The sequence below is a fragment of the Polynucleobacter necessarius genome (assembly GCF_900095215.1).
Taxonomy (GTDB): Bacteria; Pseudomonadota; Gammaproteobacteria; order Burkholderiales; family Burkholderiaceae; genus Polynucleobacter; species Polynucleobacter necessarius_H.
Genome location: NZ_LT606949.1, coordinates 695,419 through 720,139 on the forward strand (window position 1 = coordinate 695,419; position 24,721 = coordinate 720,139).

The following is a 24,721-nucleotide window of genomic DNA, read 5'->3' on the forward strand; positions in this document are numbered from 1 at the left end:
TGGTTGTATCCATAAATCTTTACCATCTCATGAGTTTTGAAAGGGTTGCAAATGCAGCGTAAATTTAAATTAGGGCTAGCCTCTGGATTGTTGGCTACCTTATTAACAGTGTCATCGTCAGTCTCAGCGCAAAATATCGCGAGATGATTGCTGATGGCAACCCTTCAGAATTGTATTAGGCGGCTGGTGAAGATTTATGGAAAAAGCCTGCTGGACCAAAGAATGCCACTTTAGAAAAGTGCGATTTAGGTTTAGGGCCTGGAGCAGTGAAGGGCGCAGCAGCTCAGTTGCCGCGCTATTTCAAGGACACCAATAAGGTTCAAGATCTCGAGTCCCGTTTGATGACTTGTATGTAAAAGCTACAAGGGCGTGCTCCGCAAGAGATGATTGATGCGCCGTTTCACAAAGGCCACAAGAAAGATATGGAGGCTATTGTTGCTTACGTAGTTACCTTGTATAAGGGTGAAAAAATCAAAGTCAGCACAGCACATCCGAAAGAAAAAGCAATGTATGATATTGGTAAGCGCGCATTCTTTTTCCAAGGCGGTCCAATGGATTTCTCATGCGCCTCTTGTCATGGTGAAAATGGTACGCGTATTCTCTTGCAAGATTTGCCAAATATCACAACACAAAAAAGGTGCCGCTATGGGTTGGGGTTATTGGCCTGCATATCGAGTGTCACGTGGGCAGTTCTGGACGATGCAACAACGTTTAAACGATTGGTATCGTCAGCAGCGTTTCCCGTTCCCAATTTATGGCTCAGATGTGACGATTGCTTTGTCTATGTATATAGCAAAGACTGCTAATGGCGGAATAGTAGACACCCCTGTACTAAAGCGTTAAGGGATAAGAGATAAAGATCATGAAAAATACAAATATCAAAAAGCTCTTAACTATCGCTGGATTTATTGTTGCTGCAAGTTTTTTTACAAAACGTAGCCGTTGCTCAACAAAAGAATGATCCAAAGTTCAACAAAATGATGTCCGATAGCTTTAAAGCCGAATGCATTGCGGGATTGGATCGTATTCAGCAAGATGAAACGCAAAAGTTTTGCTCAGATCCTGTGTTTGCAAACAGTAAGCGGGGCGAAAAGATGCGTGACAAGATTCAAAAAATGAATATGGACTCTATTAAACAGTCATCAAATGGAAAATATATTGGCGATTGGAAAAAGGGTGAGGCAATTGCACAAAGCGGTCGCGGTGCAACGTGGACCGATAAGGCTGATACCGTTATTGGTGGTGGCTGTTATAACTGTCACCAAATTGATCCTAAAGAGATTTCCTATGGAAATATCGGCTCATCATTAACGGGTTATGGAAAACTTCGCGGCTACTCAAACAAAGTGGTGACTTATATGTGGAATCGCATCAATAACTCCAAGGAATATAACGCGTGTAGCAATATGCCACGTTTTGCTCACTTCAAACTCTTAAATGAGCAGCAGATTCAAGATGTCATGGCATTGCTGCTTGATCCTGAATCGCCAGTAAACAAGTAAGAAATCAAAAAGACAGGCCGACAGGCCTGTTTTCACAAGGGAAAAATTATGTCTTTAAGTCGTCGTGATTTTTTGCAGGCTTTGGCCATTGCTTCTGCAGGTGGCATGAGCTTGCAATCCAATTTTGTAAATGCACAAACAACTGCGTAAAAATTTTATGACTTGCCTAAATTTGGCAATGTGCATTTCCTGCATTTCACGGACTGTCATGCGCAATTGTTACCAATTTATTTCCGTGAGCCAAACGTCAATCTAGGTATCGGCTCTCAAGAGGGTAAAACTCCGCACTTGGTTGGCGAATATTTCTTAAAAGCCAATGGTATTGCGCCAGGTACACGTGATGCCAATGCGTTTACCTATTTAGATTATGTGGCTGCTGCCCAGAACTATGGCAAGATTGGTGGCTTTGCTCATATGACTACGCTGATCAAGCAAATGAAAGCCAGTCGTCCTGGCGTCTTATTACTTGATGGTGGCGATACTTGGCAAGGCTCTGGTACTGCTCTCTGGACCAATGGTCAAGATATGGTTGATGTCGCCCTAGCATTGGGTGTGGATGTAATGACTCTTCACTTGGAGATGACTCTTGGCGAAAATCGGGTGATGGAAATCGTGAACGGCGACTTCAAAGGTAAGGTTTCCTTCATCGCGCAAAATATTAAGACATCAGACTTTGGTGATGCGGTATTCAATGCTTATGTCATGAAAGTGCAGAACGGTATTCAGGTTGCCATTATTGGTCAGGCCTTCTCATATACCCCGATTGCAAATCCGCGTTATTGCACACCAGATTGGACGTTTGGCATTCAAGAAGAGCATATGCAAAAGACGATTGATGAGGTGAGATCGACAGGCGCTAAGGTAGTGGTACTGCTCTATCACAACGGTATGGATGTGGATTTAAAGATGGCGTCTCGCGTACGCGGTTTGGATGCGATTTTAGGTGGTCACATTCATGATGGTGTTCCGATCCAAGTTAAGGTGAAGAATGCGGGTGGAGTTGCTCTGGTTACCAATGCTGGATCGAATAGTAAATTCTTGGGTGTGCTGGATTTTGATGTGAAGGGCAGCAAGCCAGTAGATTTCCGGTACAAGTTACTGCCAATCTTCTCCAATATGATTCCGGCAGACTCAACTATGAGTAAGTTGATCACCAAGGTCAGGGCACCATATGAGGCTAAGCTGAATGAGAAATTAGCTACGACTGAGGGTCTTTTATACCGCCGCGGTAATTTCAATGGCAGTTTTGATCAACTGATATTGGATGGCCTCATGGCACAGAAGAATGCGGAGATCGCTTTTTCACCTGGCTTCCGCTGGGGAACTAGCTTATTACCAGGTCAGGCGATTACACGTGAAAATCTCCTGGATCAAACGGCAATTACTTACCCGTATACGACTGTTACCAATATGAGTAGCGAGACAATCAAAACCATTCTTGAGGATGTGGCGGACAACTTATTTAATCCCGATCCGTATTACCAGCAGGGTGGCGATATGGTGCGTGTTGGCGGCATACAATACACCATTGATCCACCCAAATCGGCTGGAAAACGTATCACTGATATGCGTTTAAATGGCAAGCCTATCGAGGCCAGCAAGAATTATAAAGTGGCGGGTTTGGCGCCGGTTAGTGAAGAGGCGAAAAATGCTGGCGGTGAGCCTATTTGGGACGTGATTGAGCGTCACTTGCGTGATGTCAAAGTTGTTAAAGCGGTAAAGCTCAATGAGCCAATTATCAAAGGAGTCTCCAACAATCCTGGTATGGCTCCAATCTAATAACATTCATCGAATGGTCATATGAAAAAACTACTTTCCTTTCTTGCTGCTCTGGCTCTTGCTTTAGGGTTCTGCTCCATTGCAACAGCCCAATCCACCGGCAATACTAAGGTGGTTTATCACATTGACGATGCTGAGACTCAGGGCTTAAATGGTCTACGCAACATTCGCAATCATTTGGATGTGTCGCCACAAACCACCATTATTGGTGTTACTCATGCTAGTGGCGTCGATTTACTAATGGAAGGCGCCAAAGATAAGAAAAACAATACGGAGTACGCTCCATTAGCTTCCGCTTTAAAGTCTCGCGGTGTGAAGTTTGAGGTTTGTGAGATTACTCTGAAGAACCGCAATCTAAAGAAAGACCAATTTATTCTGGATGCGGATTTCACGCCATCAGGTGTGGTACGTGTAGCTGATCTGCAGTACAAGGATGGCTTTGCATACATTAAGCCATAAGCAGCCGCATGAATTGTTTTAAAAGTTTTCTTAGGATCCTTTTGGGATCCTTTGTCTTTTATGGTCTAGCCTTTTGGCAGGGTAGGCCTGCCGATACAGTTCAGTTAAAACCCATTCAGGTGACGCCGCATACGTATTTTGTTCAAGGTTTTCCGGAAATGGGAAGTAGCGCCAATCAGAATTTCATATCCAATGCTGGATTTGTTGTAACTCCTGCTGGCGTGGTAGTTGTTGACGCTTTAGGCTCACCCATTCTTGCCTAAAAGTTAATTGCAGAAATTAAAAAGATTACTCCGCAAAAAGTTGTTGCACTTATCGTGAGTCATGACCATGCTGATCATGTGTATGGTTTACAGGAATTTAAACAAATTGGTGCAAAGATTTATGCGCAGGGAGAGGGGCGAAATTACCTTTCTTCTGAAATTGCAAAACAACGTTTAAGTGCATCCAGAATCGATTTTCCTCCTTGGGTAAATGCCAATACAAGGTTGGTTGCTTCCGATGAATGGATTGATTAAAAAACAAGGTTGATGATCGGGAGTACCGATTTCTTTATTAGCAGAGTGGGGCCTGCACATGCTCCAGAGGATCTGATGGTGTACGTGCCATCAGAAAAGGTGCTTTTTGCTGGGGACTTGGTTTTTAGAGAACGCATCCAATTTGTAGGAAATGCGGATAGCAAGGGGTTGTTAATTGCGCTGGATGAAATAGAAAAACTGAATCCCAGTTTCGTGATTCCGGGGCATGGAAATTATTCGATTAAGCCTGCTGAGGACATCGCTTTTACCAGGGATTGAAATACCTGCGCGAATCGATCTCCAAGGCTGCCATCAATATGGATCCCTTTGAGGATGCTTACAAGCAGGCTGATTGGTCAGAATACGAAGGAATGCCTTTATTTAGAGCGGCCAACCGGATGAATGCCTATAATGTCTACCTGTCTATACAGGCAGAGTACGGCAAATTCCCCCTTTGGGCCTTAAAATGGAGGATTAATGCTAAATCCTTGATTTGTAATGGAAATGGCTTTCCCTAGAACCCTTTTTGCAATCCTATTGGGCGCTCTAATCAGCGTACCAGTGATTGCTGCTCCGGATTTGGCGAATGGTAAGGCCATTGATCAACAAAAGTGCTATGCCTGCTATGCTAGGAAAAGTGGCTTTGGTAATGGGGATATGATTTATACCCGCTCGGATAGCAAAGTGAAGTCCTTAGCAAATGTGAAGAAGATGGTTTCTCTCTGTAATACCGAGCTCCGTCTCGATTTATTTCCGGAAGATGAAGCGGATGTTGCTGCTTTTCTCAATCAACAGTTTTATAAATTTACACCTTAATTTTTCAAGATACAGTCGCCATGGATGTTGTTGATATCAGATCATTAAGTCAGTCCGTTCTCTGGGCAACCTTTGCCATGACCTTTTTTCTCGGCGCGGTCATGCAAAAGACAGGCTTTTGTAGCATGGGTGCCGTATCCGATGTTTTCATTATGTCTAGCTGGGATCGCCTAAAGCAATGGTTCCTGGCAATTGGTGTTGCCATTATTGGCTTTGCTTTCATGTCGTACTTTGGGGTGATTGACCCACTGAAAAGCATGTATACAGGTAATAAATTTTTATGGCTTTCAACAATTGTTGGAAGCATCTTATTTGGTTTTGGTATGGTATTGGCTTCGGGGTGTGGCAGCAAAACCTTAGTACGCATTGGTGGCGGCAATCTAAAGTCTGTGATTGTTTTTATGGTGCTTGGTCTTACGGCATATATGACAATGCGTAGTTTCTTGGGCGTTATCCGTATTAATACTTTGGATACATTTTTTATCGCATTCAATACACCACAAGATCTGCCGAGTCTTTTAAGTGCCCCACTCGGTATTGCGCGTCCAAATCTTCACTTGGCCATGGGCTTAATCATTGGTGCTGCATTTATTACCTACGCCTTGGTCAGCAAAGCTTTTTGGACTGCTGAAAACATCTTTGCTGGTGTGGCTGTAGGACTAGCTATCTGTGCTGTATGGTGGGTATCAGGGAGTCTTGGTTATGTTGCTGAAGATCCAAATACTTTAGAAGAAGTGTTTTTGGTAACGAACTCCGGTCGTATGGAGAGTCTTTCTTTTGTAGCCCCATACGCTTATTCGCTTGATTGGTTAATTATGTACAGCGATACCTCTAAAGTATTAACAGTGGGCATTACGGCTGTTTTGGGAATGATTCTGGGTTCCGCTGCAATCTCGATTGCGACAAAATCATTCCGCTGGGAATCCTTCCGCAATACCGAAGATACCGCTAATCATTTGGTTGGTGCCGCATTGATGGGATTTGGCGGTGTAACTGATTTGGGTTGTACGGTAGGGCAGGGCTTGAGTGGAATCTCTACTCTTGCCATTGCTTCATTGCTGGCTTTGCCCGGATTTATTTTTGGAGCCTATTTGGGTTTGCGTTACTTGCAGGTACGCCTTGCTCCCAACCCTTGTAGTTAATTTCTAATACGGCTGAATAATGCAAATTGATTGGATATCTTTTACCCCCATTCCTTCCTTGCTAGGCGGGATGATTCTGGGGGTTGCAGCAGCCTTATATGTTTTATTGCATGGACGTATTTTGGGAGTTAGTGGAATTATTGCCGGATTGCTACATCCAAAATTGAGCGATTCAGCCTGGCGCATTAGCTTGGTTTTGGGATTGATTAGCGCGTCTTTTCTGGCGGCATTATGCTTTGGCATCTTTCCCGTGGTAGAGATTGAGTCGGATTGGCTGGCGATTGTGATAGCCGGTCTTTTGGTTGGATTTGGCGCCCATTATGGCTCCGGCTGTACTAGTGGGCATGGCATCTGCGGACTTGCTCGCTTGTCACCGCGTTCGCTGGTTGCCACCCTGTCATTTATGGGCGCAGGCTTCTTGACTGTTTTCGTTCTGCGTCACTTGATTGGGGTCTAAGATGAAAAAACATTTTGGCCTTCTGAGTCAGTATGCAATTGGCGTCCTTTTTGGTTGGGGTTTGATCATCTCAGGCATGAGTAACCCTCAAAAGGTGTGGGGTTTTTTTGGATTTGACTGGCAACTGGGATCCTTCGTTGATGTTTGTGATGTTGGGTGCTGTATTAGTGGGTTTATGTGGTTTCTATGTGGTTAGCAAAAGAACAGAAGCTTTTTGTGGCGGCGCCATACACATCCCAACTCGTACGGATATCTCGAAGCCACTCATTGTTGGCAGCCTCATTTTTGGCGCAGGCTGGGGGATTGCCGGATTTTGCCCGGGTCCAGCCCTCGTTGCCTTGGGTGTCGGTCACCTCAAAGCTTTGGTATTTGTGGTTTCCATGCTGATCGGGATGGAGCTCTGCGAATGCTTCTTTGTAGCCCACAAACATCTGACAAGCCTGATTTAGAATCTCTCTATCCCTATTTGTTCAATATAGAGGGTCTCATGAGTCTTCCTATTTCTTGTCATAACGCTCAGTTCGGCACTCTTGGCCAAATTGAGCCAAGCCATTTGGCTGAAATTGCTAAACAAGGCTACAAGAGCGTTATTAATAACCGCCCTGATGGCGAGGGTGGTCCAAGTCAACCTACGCATGCGTCGATTCAGGCGGAAGCGGAAAAGCTGGGTTTGAATTATGTTTATTTGCCAGTTGTACCAGGTGCATTTACTCCTGCGCAGGTTCAAGAAATGGCACGCCTCTTAAAAACATTACCAGGCCCTGTTTTAGCTTTTTGTCGTTCAGGCGCACGCTCTACAAACTTGTATCAACTTGCATTGCAAGTAGGTTAACCCAAGAGTATTTCTACAGTCATGCGCATCACCATTCCGGAAGAGCGAAAGCTGGTTCATGAAATGATCATGCCCATTCGCTGGGGGGATATGGATGCATACGGCCATGTCAACAATACGGTTTACTTTAGATACATGGAGCAAGCCAGCTGTGAGTGGATTACTGCCATGGGTTACGAAGTGGCTCCTGGTCGCGAATCGATGTTGATGCTCAATGGCTTCTGTAATTTTTGTCAACAACTCTCTTTCCCTGGCGAGTTGATATTAAAGACCTCCATTGGTGCCATTGGTAGAACCAGTCTCGATGTTTACACGAATATGACGTTGACCACATCGCCTGATGTCGAGGCTGCGATTGTTGGCGCCACTATGGTTTTGGTTGATCTCACGACCAATAAATCGGCCAATTGGCCTGAGCATGTTTTAGAGAGGTTGCGCTAGTTCATCGTGCAACCCAGCAATCCCCACATCCTAAAGTTAGACCAATTTCTATCAGAGCTTGATAGCTTTGATCTCATTATTGATGTTAGATCGCCTGCGGAATTTGCTTTAGACCATATGCCGGGTGCAGTGAATTACCCAGTGCTGGATAACGAAGAGCGTGCCAAGATTGGAACGCTCTATAAACAAGTCGCTCCCTTTGCGGCCAAAAAACTTGGTGCTGCATTGGTTTCTAAAAATATTGCCACTCATTTAGAAAATCATCTTTTGGAGTTGCCTCGTGAATGGCGGCCGCTAATCTATTGTTGGCGAGGTGGTGAGCGAAGTGGTGCTTTCACCCACATCCTCAATCGAATTGGTTGGAAGGCGAAACAATTGGAAGGTGGCTATCAAGGCTTTCGTCGTACAGTGATCGATGGTCTCGATCAAGCCGCGAATCAATTTTCATTTCAGGTGATTTGTGGGATGACGGGTAGCGGCAAGACTAGGGTGTTGCAAGAGATCGGCGCCTTGGGTGCTCAGATCCTGGATTTAGAAGGTTTAGCCGTGCATCGTGGCTCGGCGCTGGGCAATGAGCCTAATATTGACCAGCCATCTCAAAAAGGGTTTGAGACGGCCTTGTGGCATGCATTACGCGGTCTAGACCCCTCAAAACTTGTTTTTGTGGAATCAGAAAGCAAGAAAGTAGGTGGCTTGCATGTACCCGACGCTTTGATGGAAAAAATACGCAATGGAGCCTGCATTGAGCTGAGATCGAGCATGCAGACTCGTGTCTCCTGGTTGATTCATGAATACCATCACTTTTTAACGGATACCGATAATTTCAAGCGCAAGCTTGCCCTGCTCACCGCTCATTATGGAAAAATGCAGATTGCTAAATGGAATGAAGCGATTGATGCGGGAAATGTTCCAGAACTTGTTGAGGCGCTGTTGGTAAAGCATTACGACCCCTCATATCAATCATCGATCATGCGCAACTTTCCTCAATACAATATCGAGAATTTTGTACAACTAGAAAATGATAGTGATGAGGCCTTCACCAAAGCGGCAAAGGCCACTCTAGATAAGCTAGGGTCTTCGTTAATCAAATACTAAGTGAACTAAAAGCCTGCATACCAGTTTGTGCACGACCTAAGATTAGGGCGTTAATATCATGAGTGCCTTCATAGGTGTTCACAACCTCAAGATTGAGCATATGTCGCCCAACGCCGTACTCATCAGAAATGCCGTTACCGCCATGCATATCGCGCGCCATGCGCGCAATATCTAAAGACTTGCCACAAGAGTTGCGTTTCATGATGGAGGTAATCTCAGGCGCGGCAATCCCTTCATCTTTCATGCGGCCTAAGCGTAAACAGTCCTGGAGTCCTAAGGCGATCTCTGTTTGCATATCAGCCAACTTCTTTTATTTCACCCCATTTAGAGTCAAAGTCTAGCTAGCCCCAGGAGTTCCTGCCAACAAAGACGGCTAAGCCGTTAAAATAACCGTCTTTGCCCCTTTCGGGGCGACCATTGCATTTCAGAAAGCTAGAAAACATCCGTGCTGTCAGCATCTAATATCACCATGCAGTTTGGGGCAAAGCCTCTGTTTGAAAATATCTCCGTGAAGTTTGGCGGTGGCAATCGTTATGGCCTTATCGGTGCAAACGGTTGCGGTAAATCCACCTTCATGAAAATTTTGGGCGGCGAGCTCGAGCCAACCAGCGGCAACGTGAGTTTGGATCCTGACATTCGTTTAGGTAAGTTGCGTCAAGATCAATTCGCCTACGAAGATGTACGCGTGCTCGACGTCGTGATGATGGGTCATGAAGAAATGTGGAAAGCTGCCGCGGAACGTGATGCGATCTACGCCAACCCAGATGCTACCGATGAAGATTACATGAAGGCTGCCGAGCTCGAAGGTAAATACGCTGAATACGGCGGCTATACCGCTGAAGCGAAAGCAGGCGAGTTGTTATTAGGAATTGGTATTCCAATCGAGAAACACAATGGTCTGATGAGCAACGTTGCTCCGGGCTGGAAGTTGCGCGTTTTGCTTGCGCAAGCCTTGTTCTCTGATCCAGATGTATTGCTGCTTGATGAGCCAACTAATAACTTGGATATTCACTCTATTCACTGGCTTGAAGACATGCTTAATCAAATTAAGAGCACCATTGTCATTATTTCCCATGACCGTCACTTCCTCAACGAAGTCTGTACGCACATGGCTGATATGGACTATGGAACCTTAAAGGTTTACCCAGGCAACTACGACTCCTACATGCTTGCTTCTGTGCAGGCACGAACACAACAGTTAAGCAATAACGTAAAAGCCAAAGAAAAAATTGCTGAATTAGCAGCTTTCGTGGCGCGCTTTTCTGCAAATGCTTCTAAAGCGCGTCAAGCTACCTCACGCCAGAGACAGTTGGAGAAAATTGAGATTGTTGAAGTGAAACCTTCTTCACGTCAAAATCCATTTATTCGTTTTGATACTGAGAAGAAATTGCACAATATGGCAGTTGAGTGCAATGCACTGACTAAAGCCTATGACCGCACCATCTTCAAAAACTTTAAGCTTGGCGTACGCGCCGGCGAAAAGATTGCCATCATCGGACAAAATGGTGCTGGTAAGACCACTCTTCTCAAAACTATTCTGAGTAAGCGCTTTGATGGTATCGCCGCTGATAGTGGGGATGTGAAGTGGGCTGAGAACGCCAACGTTGGCGTGATGCCCCAGGACAATACGGAGATGTTTGCCAAAGACGAGTTGCTGATGGACTGGATGAACAATTGGCGCAAGACAGGCGACGATGATCAGGTAATCCGTGGCACATTGGGTCGTTTATTGTTCTCTGGTGATGACATTGGCAAGTCTGTCAAAGTCCTTTCTGGTGGTGAAAAGGGCAGAATGATTTTGGGCAAACTCATGCTCCAAAAATATAACGTGCTCGCGATGGATGAGCCGACCAACCATATGGATATGGAATCGATTGAGAGCTTACAAATTGCGCTCGAAAAATTCGATGGTACTTTGATATTTGTTTCTCATGACCGTGAGTTCGTATCCGCACTAGCCAATCGCATCTTGGAAGTGAAGATGGACGGCACTGTAGTAGACTACTCTGGAATCTATGAAGAGTATTTACGTAGCCAAGCCTTAGAAGGCTAAAAGCATCCTCAGTAATTAAAAGTAAGATCTTAAATAAGCCCCTAAGTGGGCTTATTTTCTTTGGCTTGTCGTTGGAAGCGTGTTGCAGTGCCTTCTGCCCGAATGCGCTTCCATACAGATGCTTTTTCATCGTCAGAAAAGAATATCCAGTTACTTACTTCATTCAGGGTGCGTCCACATCCCTGGCAAATCTCATCGTAAAGGGTTGTGCATACGCCGATGCATGGCGAGTCTGATTCATCATCCCCGGTTAATAGGGAGTGAGAGCCATCTTGCGATAGTGGTTTGACATCGTTGCTTCCAGAATTCATGGCTGTACTTTAGACGATTTCAGTGGACTGTGCTCGGCAAGCTCATCAACATATGCCCCTATGCCTTGATGCTCGCGATCTAGGAAGTGTTTGACCGCTTTTGCAAACTGGGGATCCGCAATGAAATGCGCGGATTGAATGGTGGTTGGTAAAAAGCCACGAGCCATCTTATGTGCGCCTTGAGCGCCCCCTTCAAAGGCTTGAATCTTCTTCGCAATACAGTACTCAATTGCTTGGTAGTAGGCAGTTTCAAAGCGCAAGCAGGGTACATACTCAATGGCGCCACAATATCCTCCGTAAGCTTTGGAATTGTCTTTGTCAATTACGAGTAATGAAGCGGCAATAGGATTGCCATTGCGCTCCGCAATAATCAAGTGCAAATTCTCTGGCATACGCTGCGCCCACAGCTTAAAGAATGCCTCGTTGAGGTAAGGACTAGCGTGATGCTCTAGGTAAGTATTTTCATAACAGCGATAAAAGAATTCCCAATCTGCATCAGCTGACGAATGTCCTGGGATATGCCTAAAGTTAACGTTCTCTCACGCTACTTGTTCACGTTCGCGTCGAATATTCTTGCGGCGCTTCATAGTGAGGGCAGACAAAAATTGTTCGAAGCACTCGTAACTTTGGTTGTGCCAATGAAATTGCACTGAGTCACGCAACATAAAGCCTTGTTCCTGAAGGATTGTTACTTCTAGTGTATTGGGAAATAACACGTGCGCAGACGATAAATTATTTTGAATCACTAAAGTCTTTAATCCTTCGGTTAAGTATTGCCGAGCCACTTTGGCATCAGTGCCATTGGCAGTCAGGACTCTCGATCCTTGTACGAGCGTCAATGGAATAGCGCAGAGTGTCTTTGGGTAATATTGCATCCCTTGTTGCTCATAGGCTTGCGCCCACGACCAGTCACACACAAACTCTCCGTAGGAATGTTGTTTCAAATACAAAGGCATTGCGCCAATGAGTTTTCCGTATTCTCGCAAGAGTAAATGGGTGATTTGCCACCCAGTATTTCCTCCAACGCAGCCTGTTTCCTCTAGTGTGCTAAGAAATTCATGACAAAGAAAAGATCCCGCATCCGCAGTCAGTAGGGCATTCCATTCTTCGCGGGGGATATCGCTTAAGCGATCGAGTATTGCAAGTTGAAGTGAATCGGGCGCCGCCACGATTAACGCTGAATAAGCTCTATTTTGTAGCCATCGGAATCGGTTACAAAGGCGATGATGGTGTCACCTCCAGCTACAGGACCAGCCTCACGGATAACATTACCACCAGCCGCCTGAATATTGGCGCAAACAGCATAGGCATCAGGAACTTCAATTGCGATATGGCCATAGGCTGTTCCTAGTTCATAACTATGAACTCCATGGTTGTAGGTGAGTTCGATCTCTGCTTGACCATCCGCATTGCCTTTGCCGTATCCCACAAAGGCAAGCGAATATTTTTGCTCAGGACGCTCTGTCGTACGCAGCAAATTCATACCCAGTACATTGGTGTAGAAATTAATTGAGCGATTCAAATCGCCAACGCGAAGCATGGTGTGCAGGATCATCATGAGTTAAATATAACGCTATTTATTAAATCGTGTGTTGAATGAAAAACCCCGGCATAGAACCGGGGCTTGCTTTTTTATTTCTTTACATTGATGCGTAGTTCGGGCCACCACCACCTTCGGGTGTAACCCAGACAATGTTCTGAGTAGGATCTTTGATGTCACAAGTCTTGCAGTGCACACAGTTCTGTGAATTAATCTGTAGACGCGGTTTGCCGTCAGTTTCCACAAACTCATAGACACCAGCGGGGCAGTAGCGTTGCTCTGGACCTGCATAGATTTCGAGATTCACGCCTACAGGAATTGAATCATTCTTCAGGGTTAGGTGAATAGGTTGATTCTCAGCGTGGTTTGTATTGGAAATAAATACAGAGGAGAGTCGATCAAATGTGATCTTGCCATCGGGCTTTGGATAGTCAATGGGTTTGTGTTGTGCTGCGGGCTCTAGGCACTCGTGATCAGCATGTTTCAAGTGCACTGTCCATGGCATATTGCCGCCTAAAAGCTTTTGCTCCAGACCTACCATTAGAGTGCCAACATAAAGTCCTTTGGACATCCATGGCTTGAAGTTTCGCGCTTGATTGAGTTCTGTATACAGCCAGCTATTTTGGAAGGCTGTTGGGTAAGCGGATAAAACATCTTCAGAGCGATTCTCATTGATCGCTGCTACTGCCGCCTCCGCCGCAAGCATACCGGTTTTAATTGCAGCATGACTACCTTTGATTCGGGAGGCATTTAAATAGCCAGCATCGCAACCAATGAGTGCGCCACCGGGGAATACTGTTTTAGGAAGGCTATTTAATCCGCCAGCAGTGAGCGCGCGTGCGCCGTATGCAATACGTTTATCACCTTCAAAGGTTTCTCGGATCTTTGGATGTAGCTTGTAGCGTTGAAACTCTTCAAATGGGGAGAGGTAAGGGTTCTTGTGGGAGAGACCCACAACCAAGCCAACAGCCACTTTGTTATCGCCTAAGTGGTAGAGGAATGAGCCGCCGTAGGTGGCGCTCTCTAATGGCCAACCCGCAGTGTGGACAACCAATCCAGGCTTGCTCTTAGAGGGTTCCACTTCCCAGAGTTCCTTGATGCCAATGCCGTAGCTTTGTGGATCCGCATCTTTATCTAATGAAAACTTAGCGATGAGTTGCTTACCAAGATGACCACGTGCGCCTTCCGCGAAAAGGGTGTATTTGCCGCGTAACTCCATACCAAGTTGAAACTGGTCAGTAGGATTACCTTCTTTATCCAGACCCATTGAGCCAGTAATTACTCCGCATACTGCACCTTGCTCGTTATAGAGAATTTCCGCAGCAGGAAAGCCTGGAAAAATTTCTACGCCTAGATTCTCAGCTTGTTGACCGAGCCAACGCGTTACGTTCGCAAGGCTCACAATATAGTTGCCTTCATTTTTAAAGCAGTGCGGCAACATCCAGTTTGGCACTTGATATGAGTTATCGCTGGTTAGGAATAGAAATTGATCTCCAGAAACCGGGGTGTCAAGTGGCGCGCCTAATTCTTTCCAGTTGGGGAATAACTCAGTAAGCGCTTTCGGATCCATGACTGCGCCCGAAAGAATATGAGCCCCAATTTCTGATCCCTTTTCCAGAACGCAAACGCTGATTTCTTTGCCAGAGGCATTAGCTAGTTGTTTGGCTTTAATAGCAGCGGATAGGCCGGCCGGGCCACCCCCAACAATGACTAAGTCATAGTCCATCGAGTCTCTAGGACCAAATTGCTCAACTAGCTTGGCAGAATTCATTCAATTTCTCCGAAATTTCTCAAAAATAGGGCATTTAAGCCCGAATAGTTTAGTTCGAACTGGCAAAAACGGATTTAGTGTCAAGACCGCCTAGTTTCGGGAGTCTGAGGCGTTATGATTGCTTTTTTACCCATTTTGGAATATTAGGACAAAAGTTATGAATAAAACTTACCCATCGGCAGTTGATGCCCTGCGGGATATCTTAAAAGACGGACAAAATTGGCTGTAGGTGGTTTCGGCCTCTGCGGTATTCCTGAGGCTTTGATCCAGGTGGTCAAGGATCTTGGCGCTCAAACCCTGACGGCGATTGCCAATAACGCAGGCGTTGACGGTTTCGGCTTGGGTTTATTGTTCAATTCTCGTCAAGTTAAGAAAATGGTTGCCTCTTACGTGGGTGAAAACAAAGAGTTTGAACGGCAATATTGAGCGGGTGAATTGGAGTTGGAATTTACTCCACAAGGCACTTTGGCTGAGAAACTACGCGTTGGTGGATGTGGTATTCCGGCTTTCTACACTAAAACAGGTGTGGATACATTGGTTGCTGAAGGCAAAGAGGAAAAAGAATTTGATGGTGAGAAATACATCATGGAGCGCTCGATCGTTTCCGATATTTCGTTGGTTAAGGCTTGGAAGGCGGATAAGTCCGGTAACTTGGTCTATCGCTATACGGCCCGTAACTTTAATCCAGTGGTGGCAATGGCTGTCAAGATCACGGTTGCTGAAGTAGAAGAGATTGTCGAGAACGGTCAACTGCATCCAGATGAGATTCATACACCGGGTATTTATGTGCATCGCCTGGTGATTAATAAAACACCTGAGAAGCGGATTGAGCGGCGTACTTTGACTGCTCAAGCGTAATTACCCAAACAGCAATAGAACAGAATATTTAGGAATATCGAAATGCCTTGGAATAGAGATGAGATGGCGGCGCGTGGTGCCAAAGAGTTAAAAGATGGTTACTACGTGAACTTGGGTATTGGTATGCCTACATTGGTAGCGAACCATGTGCCAAAAGAGATGGAAGTGTGGCTTCAGTCAGATAACGGTTTGTTGGGTATTGGCCCATTTCCAACCGAAGAGACTATTGACGCTGACTTAATCAATGCGGGCAAGCAAACAATTACGACGCTACCTGACTCGTCTATTTTCGCTTCTGCTGCTTCATGCGGAATGATTCGTGGCGGCAAAAGCAATATTGCCATGTTGGGCGCAATGCAGGTGAGTGAGCACGTTGATTTGGCTAACTGGATGATTCCAGTAACAATGGTCAAAGGTATGAGTGGTGCGATGGACTTAGTTGCCGGCGTCAAGCACGTGGTTGTTTTGATGGAACACGTAGCTAAGAGGACGGTACTGAAGAGCTCAAAATCTTGCCAAAATGCACATTGCCTTTAACGGGCGTTGGCGTTATTAGCCAGATCATTACGRACCTCTGCGTGCTCGATATCACCCAAAAGGGCTTGAAGTTGGTTGAGCTGGCACCAGGCGTGACGAAGGAAGAGGTTATTGCTAAAACCGGTGCCCCTGTTGATACAACAGGCTTCTAACAACGACCATCTTGTAATGGAATAATGGGTTCACCATGTCGGGCACCCATCATTTCCACTCGAAGCCGTCAAAGACTCAGAATCAATCTGAGCTTGATCCCTCATTGCACGCTCACAAAAAAGGCGATGCAAAGCATACTCATAGCAAGCAAGCCTCCAATCAAAATCTGCTCTTAATTGCTTTAGTACTTACTTTAGGTTTTTCAGGTATAGACGCCGCCGCGGCATACTTTGCTAATTCCTTGGCATTGATATCAGATGCTGGTCACATGGTGACTGATGCGGCGGCGTTGGGTCTGGCTTTATTGGCGCAAATTATTTCTCGTAGACTGCCAGCTCCTCAACATTCTTTTGGCTTTGGGCGCGCTGAAGCATTGGCTGCATTTGTGAATAGTATTGTGATGTTGGCTTTGGTGGCTTGGATTATTGTGGAGGCGATTAGCCGCTTCTATGATCCGCATAAAGTCGATGGACTCACGGTAACCGTGGTCGCTGCAGTGGGCTTGGCCATGAATATCGTTGTCGCTTGGGTGTTATCGCGCGACAAAAAGAGTGTAAATACTCGCGCCGCTTTGGTCCGTGTGATCGGTGCTTTATTGGGGTCGGTTGCGGCATTAATTGCCGGTGTTGTGATTCAGTTGACTGGTTGGATGCCAATGGATGCCATTCTCTCTATTTTGGTATCACTTTTGATTCTGAAGTCGATTATTTCCATTTTGCATGAGTCCTATCACTTCTTGATGGAAGGTGTGCTGCTTCATATTAACTATCTGGAGGTTGGAACTGAACTGAAAAATGTTCCAGGCGTACTTGCAGTTCATGATTTGTATGCATGGGAAATGACCCCTAGTTTTCCAGCCCTTATTGGTCATATTAAAATTGCCAATATGCAAGAGCGGCCGGACATCATGTCTAGGATTAATGCGATGCTTCTAAATAAGCACGGAATTGATCATGTGACTTTGCAGCCAGAAGAGGTTGGTGAAGACCATGATCATGTAAGTCATGAAATTCACAATGAAGCTCAGGCAGCAAATGTATTTCATGATGGTGAAACTTGTTATGTAGAGTGTTCAAGTGGTGAAGAGCGGTACCGCATGGCTTATCACGTATCGGAAAGACCAAGCAATAAAGTATTACTCTGCGTTCACGGCCTTACAAGAAGGGGTAGTGACTTTAAGATGCTTGCGCAAGCCATGTGCAAGGCTTATTACGTTGTTTGTCCAGATATAGTTGGTAGGGGCGATTCTGATCGCTTATCCAATCCAATGATGTATGCAGTACCACAGTACGTATCCGATCTTGCCGCCTTAGTGAAAAAACTCGGTATGTCACAAGTGGATTGGTTTGCCACATCCATGGGCGGTCTTATTGGTATGGTGTATGCCGCTATGCCAAATTCCCCAATACGCCGCATGCTAATTAATGATGTTGGACCGCGAATTGAGCCTGAGGCAATTAAGCGTTTAGGTTCTTACGTAGGTCAGCCATTTGCTTTTGCAAATCGTGCTGACGCACTTGATCGTTTGAATGAAATATGCGCTAGTTTTGGCGAGCACACGCCGCAAGAGTGGGAAAGCTATAACGGCCCTATGTTGGTTCAGAAGGATGGTAAATGGATCATGCATTACAACCCAGATATTTCTGTGCCTTTTGCTTCTGTGAACCCTATCATGGCCAAGGCTGGTGAAATGGCGATGTGGCATGCCTTTAAGCAAATTCATATTTCTATGCTAATCGTGCGTGGCGGCAACTCAGATTTACTATCTGCAGCAACTGTTGCCAAAATGTGTAAGGTAAATCCTTATGCGCGCAGCATTGAAATTCCGAATGTGGGTCATGCTCCTGCATTTGCAAAGCCAGAACAAATTGCTTTGGCAAAAGAGTTCTTTAGCTAATTTCTTATTCATTGCCAATGGCAAATGCTTCTCCACAATCAGAAAAAGTAGCGTTATTTCAGGATGCTTGGTATGGCGAGCCGGCAGAGCTGCATGCTGCAGGTGTACTGAGAATATTGCAGTCCCTTAATCTCGATGAAGCCACATTAATTGCCGCAAGTAATATTGCCAGCACTCATGGGAAGGAAGCGCTGATTAAGCTCATAGGCGAAGAGCCTGCTAAGTTGCTCATTGGTTATCGCGGTTTACGTCAAGCGCAAGCAAAGCTGATGCGCGATGATGGTGGCCTTAGCGTTACCGGACAGGAAGAGATGCTGCGCAAAATGCTTTTAGCATTTGTCGATGATCTACGTGTAGTACCCATTTATCTTGCCTCTCGTTTGCAGACTTTGCGTTGGGTCACTCAGGAAAAAATTGATATGCCGGGTGCTTTGGCACAGGAAATTTTGAATATCGATGCTTCATTAGCTAACCGCTTGGGTATTTGGCAAATGAAATGGGAGATGGAGGACTTGGCGTTTCGGGTAATGTCGCCCGACACCTATCGTGAGATCGCTAAGATGCTCGATGCTAAACGCATTGAGCGCCAATCCTTCATCGATCAAATCGTATTGCAGTTGCAAGAAGAGCTAAAAGCAGCGCAGATTAATGGCGAAGTACTGGGGCGTCCAAAACACATCTATAGCATCTGGAAAAAAATGCAGGGCAAGTCTTTGGATTTTGCTAATTTATATGACGTGAGGGCGTTTCGGGTATTGGTAGAGGATGTGAAGACGTGCTATGCCGTTCTGGGGATAGCACATAACATCTGGCAGCCCGTTCCACGTGAGTTTGATGATTACATCGCAAGGCCTAAGCCTAACGGTTATCAATCATTGCACACCGTCGTGATGAATGATGACGGCACCGCGTTTGAGATTCAGGTGCGCACACAAGAGATGCATCAGCAATCTGAGTATGGTTTGGCGGCACACTGGCGTTACAAGGAGGGTGCTTGCGTCGGCATGGCTACCCCACCTAATCTAACAAAGACTAATAAGCCAAATGTTAGCCATCAACAAGGTACGCATAGCGCTGAAGTGGCTTATGAGCGACAAATTGCTTTGGCTCGTCAGCTCATTTCCTGGAAAGAGGATGCATGGGAACAGCTGAAGCATCATGAGATTGACGATCATATTTATGTTCTCACACCCTTTGGAAAAGTGATCTCGCTCGAGAAGGGTTCGACCCCCATTGATTTTGCTTATGTGGTCCATACCAATCTGGGGCATCGTTGTCGTGGAGCCAGAGTTGATGGCGCAATGGTTCCTCTAGAGACTGCATTGCAGAATGGTCAGACGGTAGAAATTATTGCCGTGAAACATGGCGGACCATCTAGAGATTGGATTAGTCCGGATAAAAACTATCTTCGCTCTCAAAGAGCGCGTCAAAGAGTGCGAGCATGGTTTAACGCGCTAGATGATGAAGAGGCTGGGCAAAATCTAAAGCCAGTGGATAGTAACGCTGACGCTCATGTAGAGACTAAAGGCAGCCCAATAAATCCAAACCCACCAGAAATTGTTTTGCGAACGAGTGCGGGCAAGCACGCCCAAAGCGGCGATGTTTTGGTGGTAGGCGTCGACTCACTGCTAACTCAGTTGGCGCGTTGCTGCAGGCCCGTTCCACCGGATGCAATTGCGGGATTTGTGACGCAAGGAAGGGGTGTTGCGATTCATCGGCGTTCTTGTAAAACTTTTAGGGGTTTACTGGAAAGGGCTCCTGAGAGGGTTATTCAGACAGCATGGACCGCTTCGGCGTCGGATCCCGTAGTAAACCAAGAGCAAAAACGGGTATTCCCAGCTGATTTAGTAGTCACCGGCTTAGATCGTCCCGAGTTAATGCGAGAGCTCTTTGAGACTCTGACTAGGCAGGGCGTACATGTCATTGATCTGCGCAAATCGGCCAAAAAAGGTCTAGCGCAGATCCTTTTAACGGTTGAGGTGAAGGGCTCTGAGGTCTTGAGGGTCGTTCAAAACAGTCTGGAAGAGGTGAAAGAGGTCACCCAAGTGCGCCGCCGGTGATAAACTATATGGCTGTATAGGCTCGTAGCTCAGCTGGTTAGAGCACCACCTTGACATGGTGGGGGTCGTTGGTTCGAGTCCAATCGAGCCTACCAACGAATAAGACCCAGAGGCGCGGTTGCCCACAAGCTACCGCGCTTTCTTTTTAGGTTGATGAAGTAAAGCTGAAGTTCAGTTAATAAGATGGAGTTGTCATGCTTGTAGTTACTCTGCCCGATGGAGCAAAACGTGAGTTTGAGGCTTCAGTTCGTGTAGCGGATGTCGCCCAGAGTATTGGTAGCGGCCTCGCAAAAGCCGCCTTAGGTGGCATTGTGGACGGCAAGATGGTCGATACCAGCTTTGTGATTGATAGAGACAGTCAGCTAGCTATTATTACTGACCAAAGCCCTGAAGCTCTAGAAATTGTTCGTCATTCCACTGCGCACTTGTTGGCTTACGCCGTAAAAGAATTATTCCCAGATGTGCAAGTGACAATTGGTCCAGTGGTAGAGAATGGTTTTTACTATGACTTTTCCTATCATCGTCCATTTACACCGGATGACTTAGTTGCTCTAGAAAAGAAAATGACTGAGCTCGCTAAAAAGGATGAGCCAGTAACACGCACTGTATTGCCGCGTGACGAAGCAATTCAATTCTTTAAAGATAAAGGTGAGAATTACAAGGCAGAACTGATTGCCAGCATTCCTCAAGGTGAGGATGTCTCCTTATATGCCGAAGGTAAGTTCACCGACTTATGTCGTGGCCCGCACGTACCATCTACTGGCAAGCTCAAGATATTTAAGTTGATCAAGCTCGCTGGTGCTTACTGGCGCGGTGATAGCAAGAATGAGATGTTGCAGCGTATCTACGGTACAGCTTGGCTGCGTAAAGAAGACCAAGATGCTTATTTGCATATGCTTGAAGAGTCCGAGAAGCGCGACCATCGTCGCCTCGGTAAGCAACTGGATTTATTCCATTTTCAAGAAGAAGCGCCGGGACTCATTTTCTGGCATCCAAAGGGTTGGTCAATTTGGCAAGAGGTAGAGCAATACATACGTCGCGTGTATCAGCAAGAAGGCTATCAAGAAGTCAAAGCGCCACAGATTTTGGATCGTGGCCTATGGGAAAAATCGGGTCACTGGGAAAACTATAAAGAGAATATGTTCACGACTGAGTCGGAGAATCGTGCTTATGCATTAAAGCCGATGAACTGTCCTGGTCACGTACAAATTTATAACTCCGGCTTGCATAGTTATCGTGAGTTGCCATTGCGTTTCGGTGAGTTTGGTCAGTGTCATCGCAATGAACCATCGGGTGCATTGCATGGCTTAATGCGTGTCCGCGGCTTCACGCAAGATGATGGCCATATCTTCTGCACCGAAGATCAAATTCAATCTGAGGTTGCTGCTTTTGATAAAGCCGTACGTGCGGTTTATCAGGATTTTGGTTTTACCGAAGTAGCTGTCAAGCTAGCTTTGCGTCCAGCTAAGCGTGTTGGCGACGATGCTATTTGGGATAAAGCGGAAGAAGCCCTTCGTGGCGCATTGAAAGCTTCTGGCAAAGCATGGGAAGAATTACCAGGCGAGGGTGCCTTTTACGGTCCAAAAATCGAATATCACCTCAAAGACTCCATTGGACGCACTTGGCAATGCGGCACGATTCAGGTGGATTTCTCAATGCCGGCTCGTTTGGGTGCTGAATATGTCGCTGAAGACAATGGCCGCAAGACTCCGGTCATGCTACATAGAGCAATTGTGGGCTCTTTAGAGCGTTTTATCGGCATTTTGATCGAAAATCATGCTGGAAATATGCCAGTTTGGTTTGCTCCAACCCAGGCTGTAGTCCTGAATATCTCCGGAAATTCTGCTGCATATGCACAACAAGTGCAGCAATTGATGAAAAAACAAGGGTTTAGAGTCGAATCGGATTTGCGGAACGAGAAAATTACGTATAAAATACGCGAGCACGCATTACAGAAGATTCCGTTTTTGCTTGTTGTAGGGGGTAAAGAATCTGAAAGTAATACGGTGGCCGTTCGTGCCCGTGGCGGAGTGGATTTGGGTGTAATGCCTATTGATGCCTTCGTTGCCCGACTCCAGCAGGATATATCCCAGAAAGTCGGACCCGAGCCTAGCTAGGGTTAGAAAGGTTTTTTTTATTGTTTTTTTAAAGGAATTAAGAAGATCGCTACTGAAAAATTGCGGCGCATTAACCGGGAAATTACTGCTCCTGAAGTGCGTTTGATTGGAATGGATGGTGAGCCCATCGGCATCGTTAAGTTGAGTGAAGCCTTGGCTGCGGTAGAAGAGAAAGAAACCGATTTGGTTGAAATTGCTCCGACGGCTGTGCCACCTGTAGTCCGCATCATGGACTTCGGCAAATTCAAATACCAAGAAGCCAAGCGGATGCATGAAGCTAAGCTTAAGCAAAAGGTAATTCAGGTGAAGGAAGTGAAATTCCGCCCTGGTACTGATGATGGTGACTACGGTGTGAAGCTACGCAATCTAATCCGCTTTTTGGAAGATGGCGATAAGACAAAGATTACGCTGCGATTTCGGGGTCGTGAAATGGCACACCAAGAAATCGGAGTCAGAATGTTGGAGCGTTTGAAGTTGGATCTCGTGGAGTACGGCCAAGTCGAACAGTTTCCGAAGATGGAAGGCCGCCAGATGGTGATGGTGTTGGCCCCCATTCGTAAGGCTAAGTAATCAGGTTCTACCTGGTTCTTATGTAGGGAGACATCGAAAGATGCTGGCAGTGTGAAGTGCTTCTGGGTACAGGAAGAGTGACCGTCGGTTACCACCTATGTTGCACAAGTAATTGAAGGGGTGCTTTATGCCCAAGATGAAGAGCAAGAGTAGCGCTAAAAAGCGCTTCACGGTTCGCGCAGGCGGAACGATTAAACGAGGTCAGGCTTTCAAACGCCACATCCTCACCAAGAAGACCACAAAGAACAAGCGTCATTTGCGTGGTTCCACAGAAGTTGCGAAAGCTGACGTTAAGTCAATTCGCTCTATGCTTCCATATGCTTAACCTCAGACTAGATGAGGAGAAATAAATGCCAAGAGTCAAACGTGGGGTTACAGCAAGAGCCCGTCATAAGAAAATTACTGATGCCGCTTCAGGTTACCGCGGTCGTCGTAAAAACGTATTCCGTATTGCTAAGCAAGCGGTTATGCGTGCTGGTCAATATGCCTATCGTGACCGTCGCAACAAGAAACGTGTATTCCGTGCTTTATGGATTGCTCGTATCAACGCGGCAGTTCGTCAGCATGACATGACCTATAGCGTGTTCATGAATGGTATGAAGAAAGCTGCGATCGAACTCGACCGCAAAGTACTTTCTGATATGGCCATTGCTGACAAAGCGGCATTTTCTGCTTTGGTGACTCGGATCAAATCCGTAGTAAACGCTGCAGCTTAATCTTAGTTTTCTAAACTAAGCTGCCATGGTTTCTATCGACCACATTGTCGAGGATGCTAAACGTGATTTCCTCGGAGCTGCCGATGCGGCGGCTCTAGAGGACGCGAAAGCCAAGTATCTCGGTAAGTCAGGTGTTCTCACTGAGCGTTTAAAAGCGCTGGGTGGAATGTCGCCTGAGGAGCGCAAGAGTGCTGGCGCCCAAATTAATCAACTCAAAACCAAAGTAGAAGCTGCATTACAAGAGCGTCGCCAAGCTTTGTCCGATGCTGTATTAATGCAACGTCTTGCAGCGGAGTCTATTGATGTTTCCTTGCCTGGTCGTGGTCAAGCAGTAGGTAGCTTGCATCCAGTGATGCGCACCTGGGAACGCGTTGAGGAAATTTTCCGCTCCATTGGTTTTGATGTGGCAGACGGACCTGAAATTGAAACTGATTGGTTTAATTTCACCGCCTTAAATAGCCCTGAGGATCATCCTGCGCGCTCGATGCAGGATACGTTTTATATCGATGGCAAGGATTCCCATGAGAAACCTTTGTTATTGCGCACGCATACCAGCCCAATTCAGGTTCGCTATGCGAGTGAGCATGTTAAGAAATACGCGCACGCAGATGTCATGCCGCCAATCAAAGTGATTGCGCCTGGCAGAACTTATCGTGTTGATAGCGACGCAACCCACTCACCAATGTTCCATCAAGTTGAAGGCTTGTGGATTGCTGAGAGCGTTTCTTTTGCAGACTTCAAAGGCGTCTATACAGACTTCTTAAGAACCTTTTTTGAAACCAACGAATTACAAGTTCGTTTCCGTCCATCGTATTTTCCATTCACTGAGCCATCAGCTGAGATTGATATGGCTTTTGGTAGCGACAAACTTGCTGGCCGTTGGTTGGAAATCTCGGGAGCGGGACAAGTGCATCCAAACGTATTGCGCAATATGGGTATCGATTCAGAGCGCTATACCGGCTTTGCTTTTGGCTCTGGTCTAGAGCGCTTAACGATGTTGCGCTACGGTGTGGATGATTTGCGCTTGTTCTTTGAAAACGATTTGCGTTTCTTGGCGCAGTTCCCTGCATAACAATTGAGTAAGAAATCTTAGATCG

The 24,721-nt window shown here is 46.1% G+C and carries 23 protein-coding genes, 1 tRNA gene and 7 pseudogenes; 26 read left to right on the forward strand and 5 right to left on the reverse strand.

Going from position 1 to position 24,721, the window contains the following annotated elements; all coding sequences use genetic code 11:
- Window positions 1-245 precede the first annotated feature (245 nt).
- From DXE35_RS11190 to mnmH, 15 genes and pseudogenes are all read left to right on the forward strand, one after another.
- Window positions 246-356, forward strand: a pseudogene (locus DXE35_RS11190) (sulfur oxidation c-type cytochrome SoxA); the annotation flags it as partial.
- 27 nt (window positions 357-383) lie between these two features.
- A complete protein-coding gene (locus DXE35_RS10305) occupies window positions 384-806 on the forward strand; it encodes a hypothetical protein (protein ID WP_231969991.1) in 423 nt (140 codons plus the stop codon).
- Between the two features lie 105 nt (window positions 807-911).
- Window positions 912-1,502 (forward strand): sulfur oxidation c-type cytochrome SoxX, encoded by a 591-nt coding sequence (gene soxX / locus DXE35_RS03835; protein ID WP_231969992.1) that lies wholly within the window; start codon window positions 912-914, stop codon window positions 1,500-1,502.
- Between the two features lie 48 nt (window positions 1,503-1,550).
- Window positions 1,551-3,281: pseudogene (soxB, locus tag DXE35_RS03840) on the forward strand (thiosulfohydrolase SoxB).
- A 21-nt stretch (window positions 3,282-3,302) separates the two neighbouring features.
- A complete protein-coding gene (locus DXE35_RS03845; RefSeq protein ID WP_114689629.1) occupies window positions 3,303-3,740 on the forward strand; it encodes a DsrE family protein in 438 nt (145 codons plus the stop codon).
- Between the two features lie 41 nt (window positions 3,741-3,781).
- Window positions 3,782-4,003, forward strand: coding sequence for a hypothetical protein (locus DXE35_RS10310; protein ID WP_231969993.1), 222 nt, complete (start codon window positions 3,782-3,784; stop codon window positions 4,001-4,003).
- A 54-nt stretch (window positions 4,004-4,057) separates the two neighbouring features.
- The gene (locus DXE35_RS10315) at window positions 4,058-4,258 is read left to right on the forward strand and encodes an MBL fold metallo-hydrolase (protein ID WP_231969994.1); all 201 of its coding nucleotides are present in this window, start codon (window positions 4,058-4,060) and stop codon (window positions 4,256-4,258) included.
- A gap of 45 nt (window positions 4,259-4,303) precedes the next feature.
- A complete protein-coding gene (locus DXE35_RS10320) occupies window positions 4,304-4,537 on the forward strand; it encodes an MBL fold metallo-hydrolase (protein ID WP_231969995.1) in 234 nt (77 codons plus the stop codon).
- Window positions 4,538-4,762: 225 nt separating this feature from the next.
- Entirely contained in the window at window positions 4,763-5,074 is a 312-nt protein-coding gene (locus DXE35_RS03855) for a hypothetical protein (protein WP_114690368.1), read from the forward strand.
- Between the two features lie 20 nt (window positions 5,075-5,094).
- Window positions 5,095-6,216 (forward strand): YeeE/YedE family protein, encoded by a 1,122-nt coding sequence (locus tag DXE35_RS03860; RefSeq protein ID WP_114689630.1) that lies wholly within the window; start codon window positions 5,095-5,097, stop codon window positions 6,214-6,216.
- 19 nt (window positions 6,217-6,235) lie between these two features.
- Window positions 6,236-6,673: a YeeE/YedE family protein gene (locus tag DXE35_RS03865; protein ID WP_114689631.1), complete on the forward strand. Its 438-nt coding sequence runs from the start codon at window positions 6,236-6,238 to the stop codon at window positions 6,671-6,673.
- Window position 6,674: 1 nt separating this feature from the next.
- Window positions 6,675-7,122, forward strand: a pseudogene (locus tag DXE35_RS03870) (DUF6691 family protein).
- Between the two features lie 38 nt (window positions 7,123-7,160).
- A complete protein-coding gene (locus tag DXE35_RS03875; RefSeq protein ID WP_114689632.1) occupies window positions 7,161-7,505 on the forward strand; it encodes a protein tyrosine phosphatase family protein in 345 nt (114 codons plus the stop codon).
- A 21-nt stretch (window positions 7,506-7,526) separates the two neighbouring features.
- Window positions 7,527-7,946: an acyl-CoA thioesterase gene (locus tag DXE35_RS03880; protein ID WP_114689633.1), complete on the forward strand. Its 420-nt coding sequence runs from the start codon at window positions 7,527-7,529 to the stop codon at window positions 7,944-7,946.
- A 6-nt stretch (window positions 7,947-7,952) separates the two neighbouring features.
- Window positions 7,953-9,041 (forward strand): tRNA 2-selenouridine(34) synthase MnmH, encoded by a 1,089-nt coding sequence (mnmH, locus tag DXE35_RS03885; protein ID WP_114689634.1) that lies wholly within the window; start codon window positions 7,953-7,955, stop codon window positions 9,039-9,041.
- Here the strand turns inward: mnmH and DXE35_RS03890 are convergent.
- Window positions 9,031-9,351 (reverse strand): annotated as a pseudogene (locus tag DXE35_RS03890) (acyl-CoA dehydrogenase family protein); the annotation flags it as partial. The gene mnmH and the pseudogene DXE35_RS03890 sit on opposite strands and share 11 nt — an antisense overlap.
- Window positions 9,352-9,486: 135 nt before the next feature.
- Here DXE35_RS03890 and DXE35_RS03895 point away from each other — a divergent pair.
- Entirely contained in the window at window positions 9,487-11,094 is a 1,608-nt protein-coding gene (locus DXE35_RS03895) for an ABC-F family ATPase (RefSeq protein ID WP_114689635.1), read from the forward strand.
- 41 nt (window positions 11,095-11,135) lie between these two features.
- On the opposite strand, the gene DXE35_RS03900 is transcribed toward DXE35_RS03895, so the two are convergent.
- The 4 genes and pseudogenes from DXE35_RS03900 to DXE35_RS03915 form a co-directional block, all read right to left on the reverse strand.
- Entirely contained in the window at window positions 11,136-11,405 is a 270-nt protein-coding gene (locus DXE35_RS03900; RefSeq protein WP_114689636.1) for a DUF1289 domain-containing protein, read from the reverse strand.
- Window positions 11,402-12,574: pseudogene (locus tag DXE35_RS03905) on the reverse strand (GNAT family N-acetyltransferase). Before DXE35_RS03905 ends, DXE35_RS03900 begins: the two are co-directional and overlap by 4 nt.
- A gap of 2 nt (window positions 12,575-12,576) precedes the next feature.
- Window positions 12,577-12,963 carry a lactoylglutathione lyase gene (gene gloA, locus DXE35_RS03910; RefSeq protein WP_114689637.1) on the reverse strand — a complete coding sequence of 129 codons (387 nt, stop codon included), beginning with the start codon at window positions 12,961-12,963 and terminating at the stop codon, window positions 12,577-12,579.
- Between the two features lie 82 nt (window positions 12,964-13,045).
- Entirely contained in the window at window positions 13,046-14,716 is a 1,671-nt protein-coding gene (locus tag DXE35_RS03915; RefSeq protein ID WP_114689638.1) for an electron transfer flavoprotein-ubiquinone oxidoreductase, read from the reverse strand.
- 157 nt (window positions 14,717-14,873) lie between these two features.
- Here DXE35_RS03915 and DXE35_RS03920 point away from each other — a divergent pair.
- From DXE35_RS03920 to pheS, 10 genes and pseudogenes are all read left to right on the forward strand, one after another.
- A pseudogene (locus DXE35_RS03920) lies at window positions 14,874-15,574 on the forward strand (CoA transferase subunit A).
- Between the two features lie 42 nt (window positions 15,575-15,616).
- A pseudogene (locus DXE35_RS03925) lies at window positions 15,617-16,263 on the forward strand (3-oxoacid CoA-transferase subunit B).
- A 35-nt stretch (window positions 16,264-16,298) separates the two neighbouring features.
- Entirely contained in the window at window positions 16,299-18,161 is a 1,863-nt protein-coding gene (locus DXE35_RS03930) for an alpha/beta fold hydrolase (protein WP_114689639.1), read from the forward strand.
- Between the two features lie 17 nt (window positions 18,162-18,178).
- Window positions 18,179-20,221 carry a RelA/SpoT family protein gene (locus DXE35_RS03935; RefSeq protein ID WP_114689640.1) on the forward strand — a complete coding sequence of 681 codons (2,043 nt, stop codon included), beginning with the start codon at window positions 18,179-18,181 and terminating at the stop codon, window positions 20,219-20,221.
- Between the two features lie 18 nt (window positions 20,222-20,239).
- Window positions 20,240-20,316, forward strand: a tRNA-Val gene (locus tag DXE35_RS03940).
- Between the two features lie 99 nt (window positions 20,317-20,415).
- Window positions 20,416-22,338, forward strand: a complete 1,923-nt coding sequence (gene thrS / locus DXE35_RS03945) for a threonine--tRNA ligase (protein ID WP_114689641.1) — start codon at window positions 20,416-20,418, stop codon at window positions 22,336-22,338.
- 36 nt (window positions 22,339-22,374) lie between these two features.
- Complete coding sequence (gene infC / locus DXE35_RS03950; protein WP_415070285.1) at window positions 22,375-22,908, forward strand: translation initiation factor IF-3; 534 nt, start codon at window positions 22,375-22,377, stop codon at window positions 22,906-22,908.
- Window positions 22,909-23,035: 127 nt separating this feature from the next.
- Window positions 23,036-23,233, forward strand: coding sequence for a 50S ribosomal protein L35 (gene rpmI / locus DXE35_RS03955; protein ID WP_011902674.1), 198 nt, complete (start codon window positions 23,036-23,038; stop codon window positions 23,231-23,233).
- A 25-nt stretch (window positions 23,234-23,258) separates the two neighbouring features.
- Window positions 23,259-23,624 (forward strand): 50S ribosomal protein L20, encoded by a 366-nt coding sequence (gene rplT, locus DXE35_RS03960; RefSeq protein WP_114689643.1) that lies wholly within the window; start codon window positions 23,259-23,261, stop codon window positions 23,622-23,624.
- Window positions 23,625-23,649: 25 nt separating this feature from the next.
- Window positions 23,650-24,696 carry a phenylalanine--tRNA ligase subunit alpha gene (gene pheS / locus DXE35_RS03965; protein ID WP_114689644.1) on the forward strand — a complete coding sequence of 349 codons (1,047 nt, stop codon included), beginning with the start codon at window positions 23,650-23,652 and terminating at the stop codon, window positions 24,694-24,696.
- Window positions 24,697-24,721 lie beyond the last annotated feature (25 nt).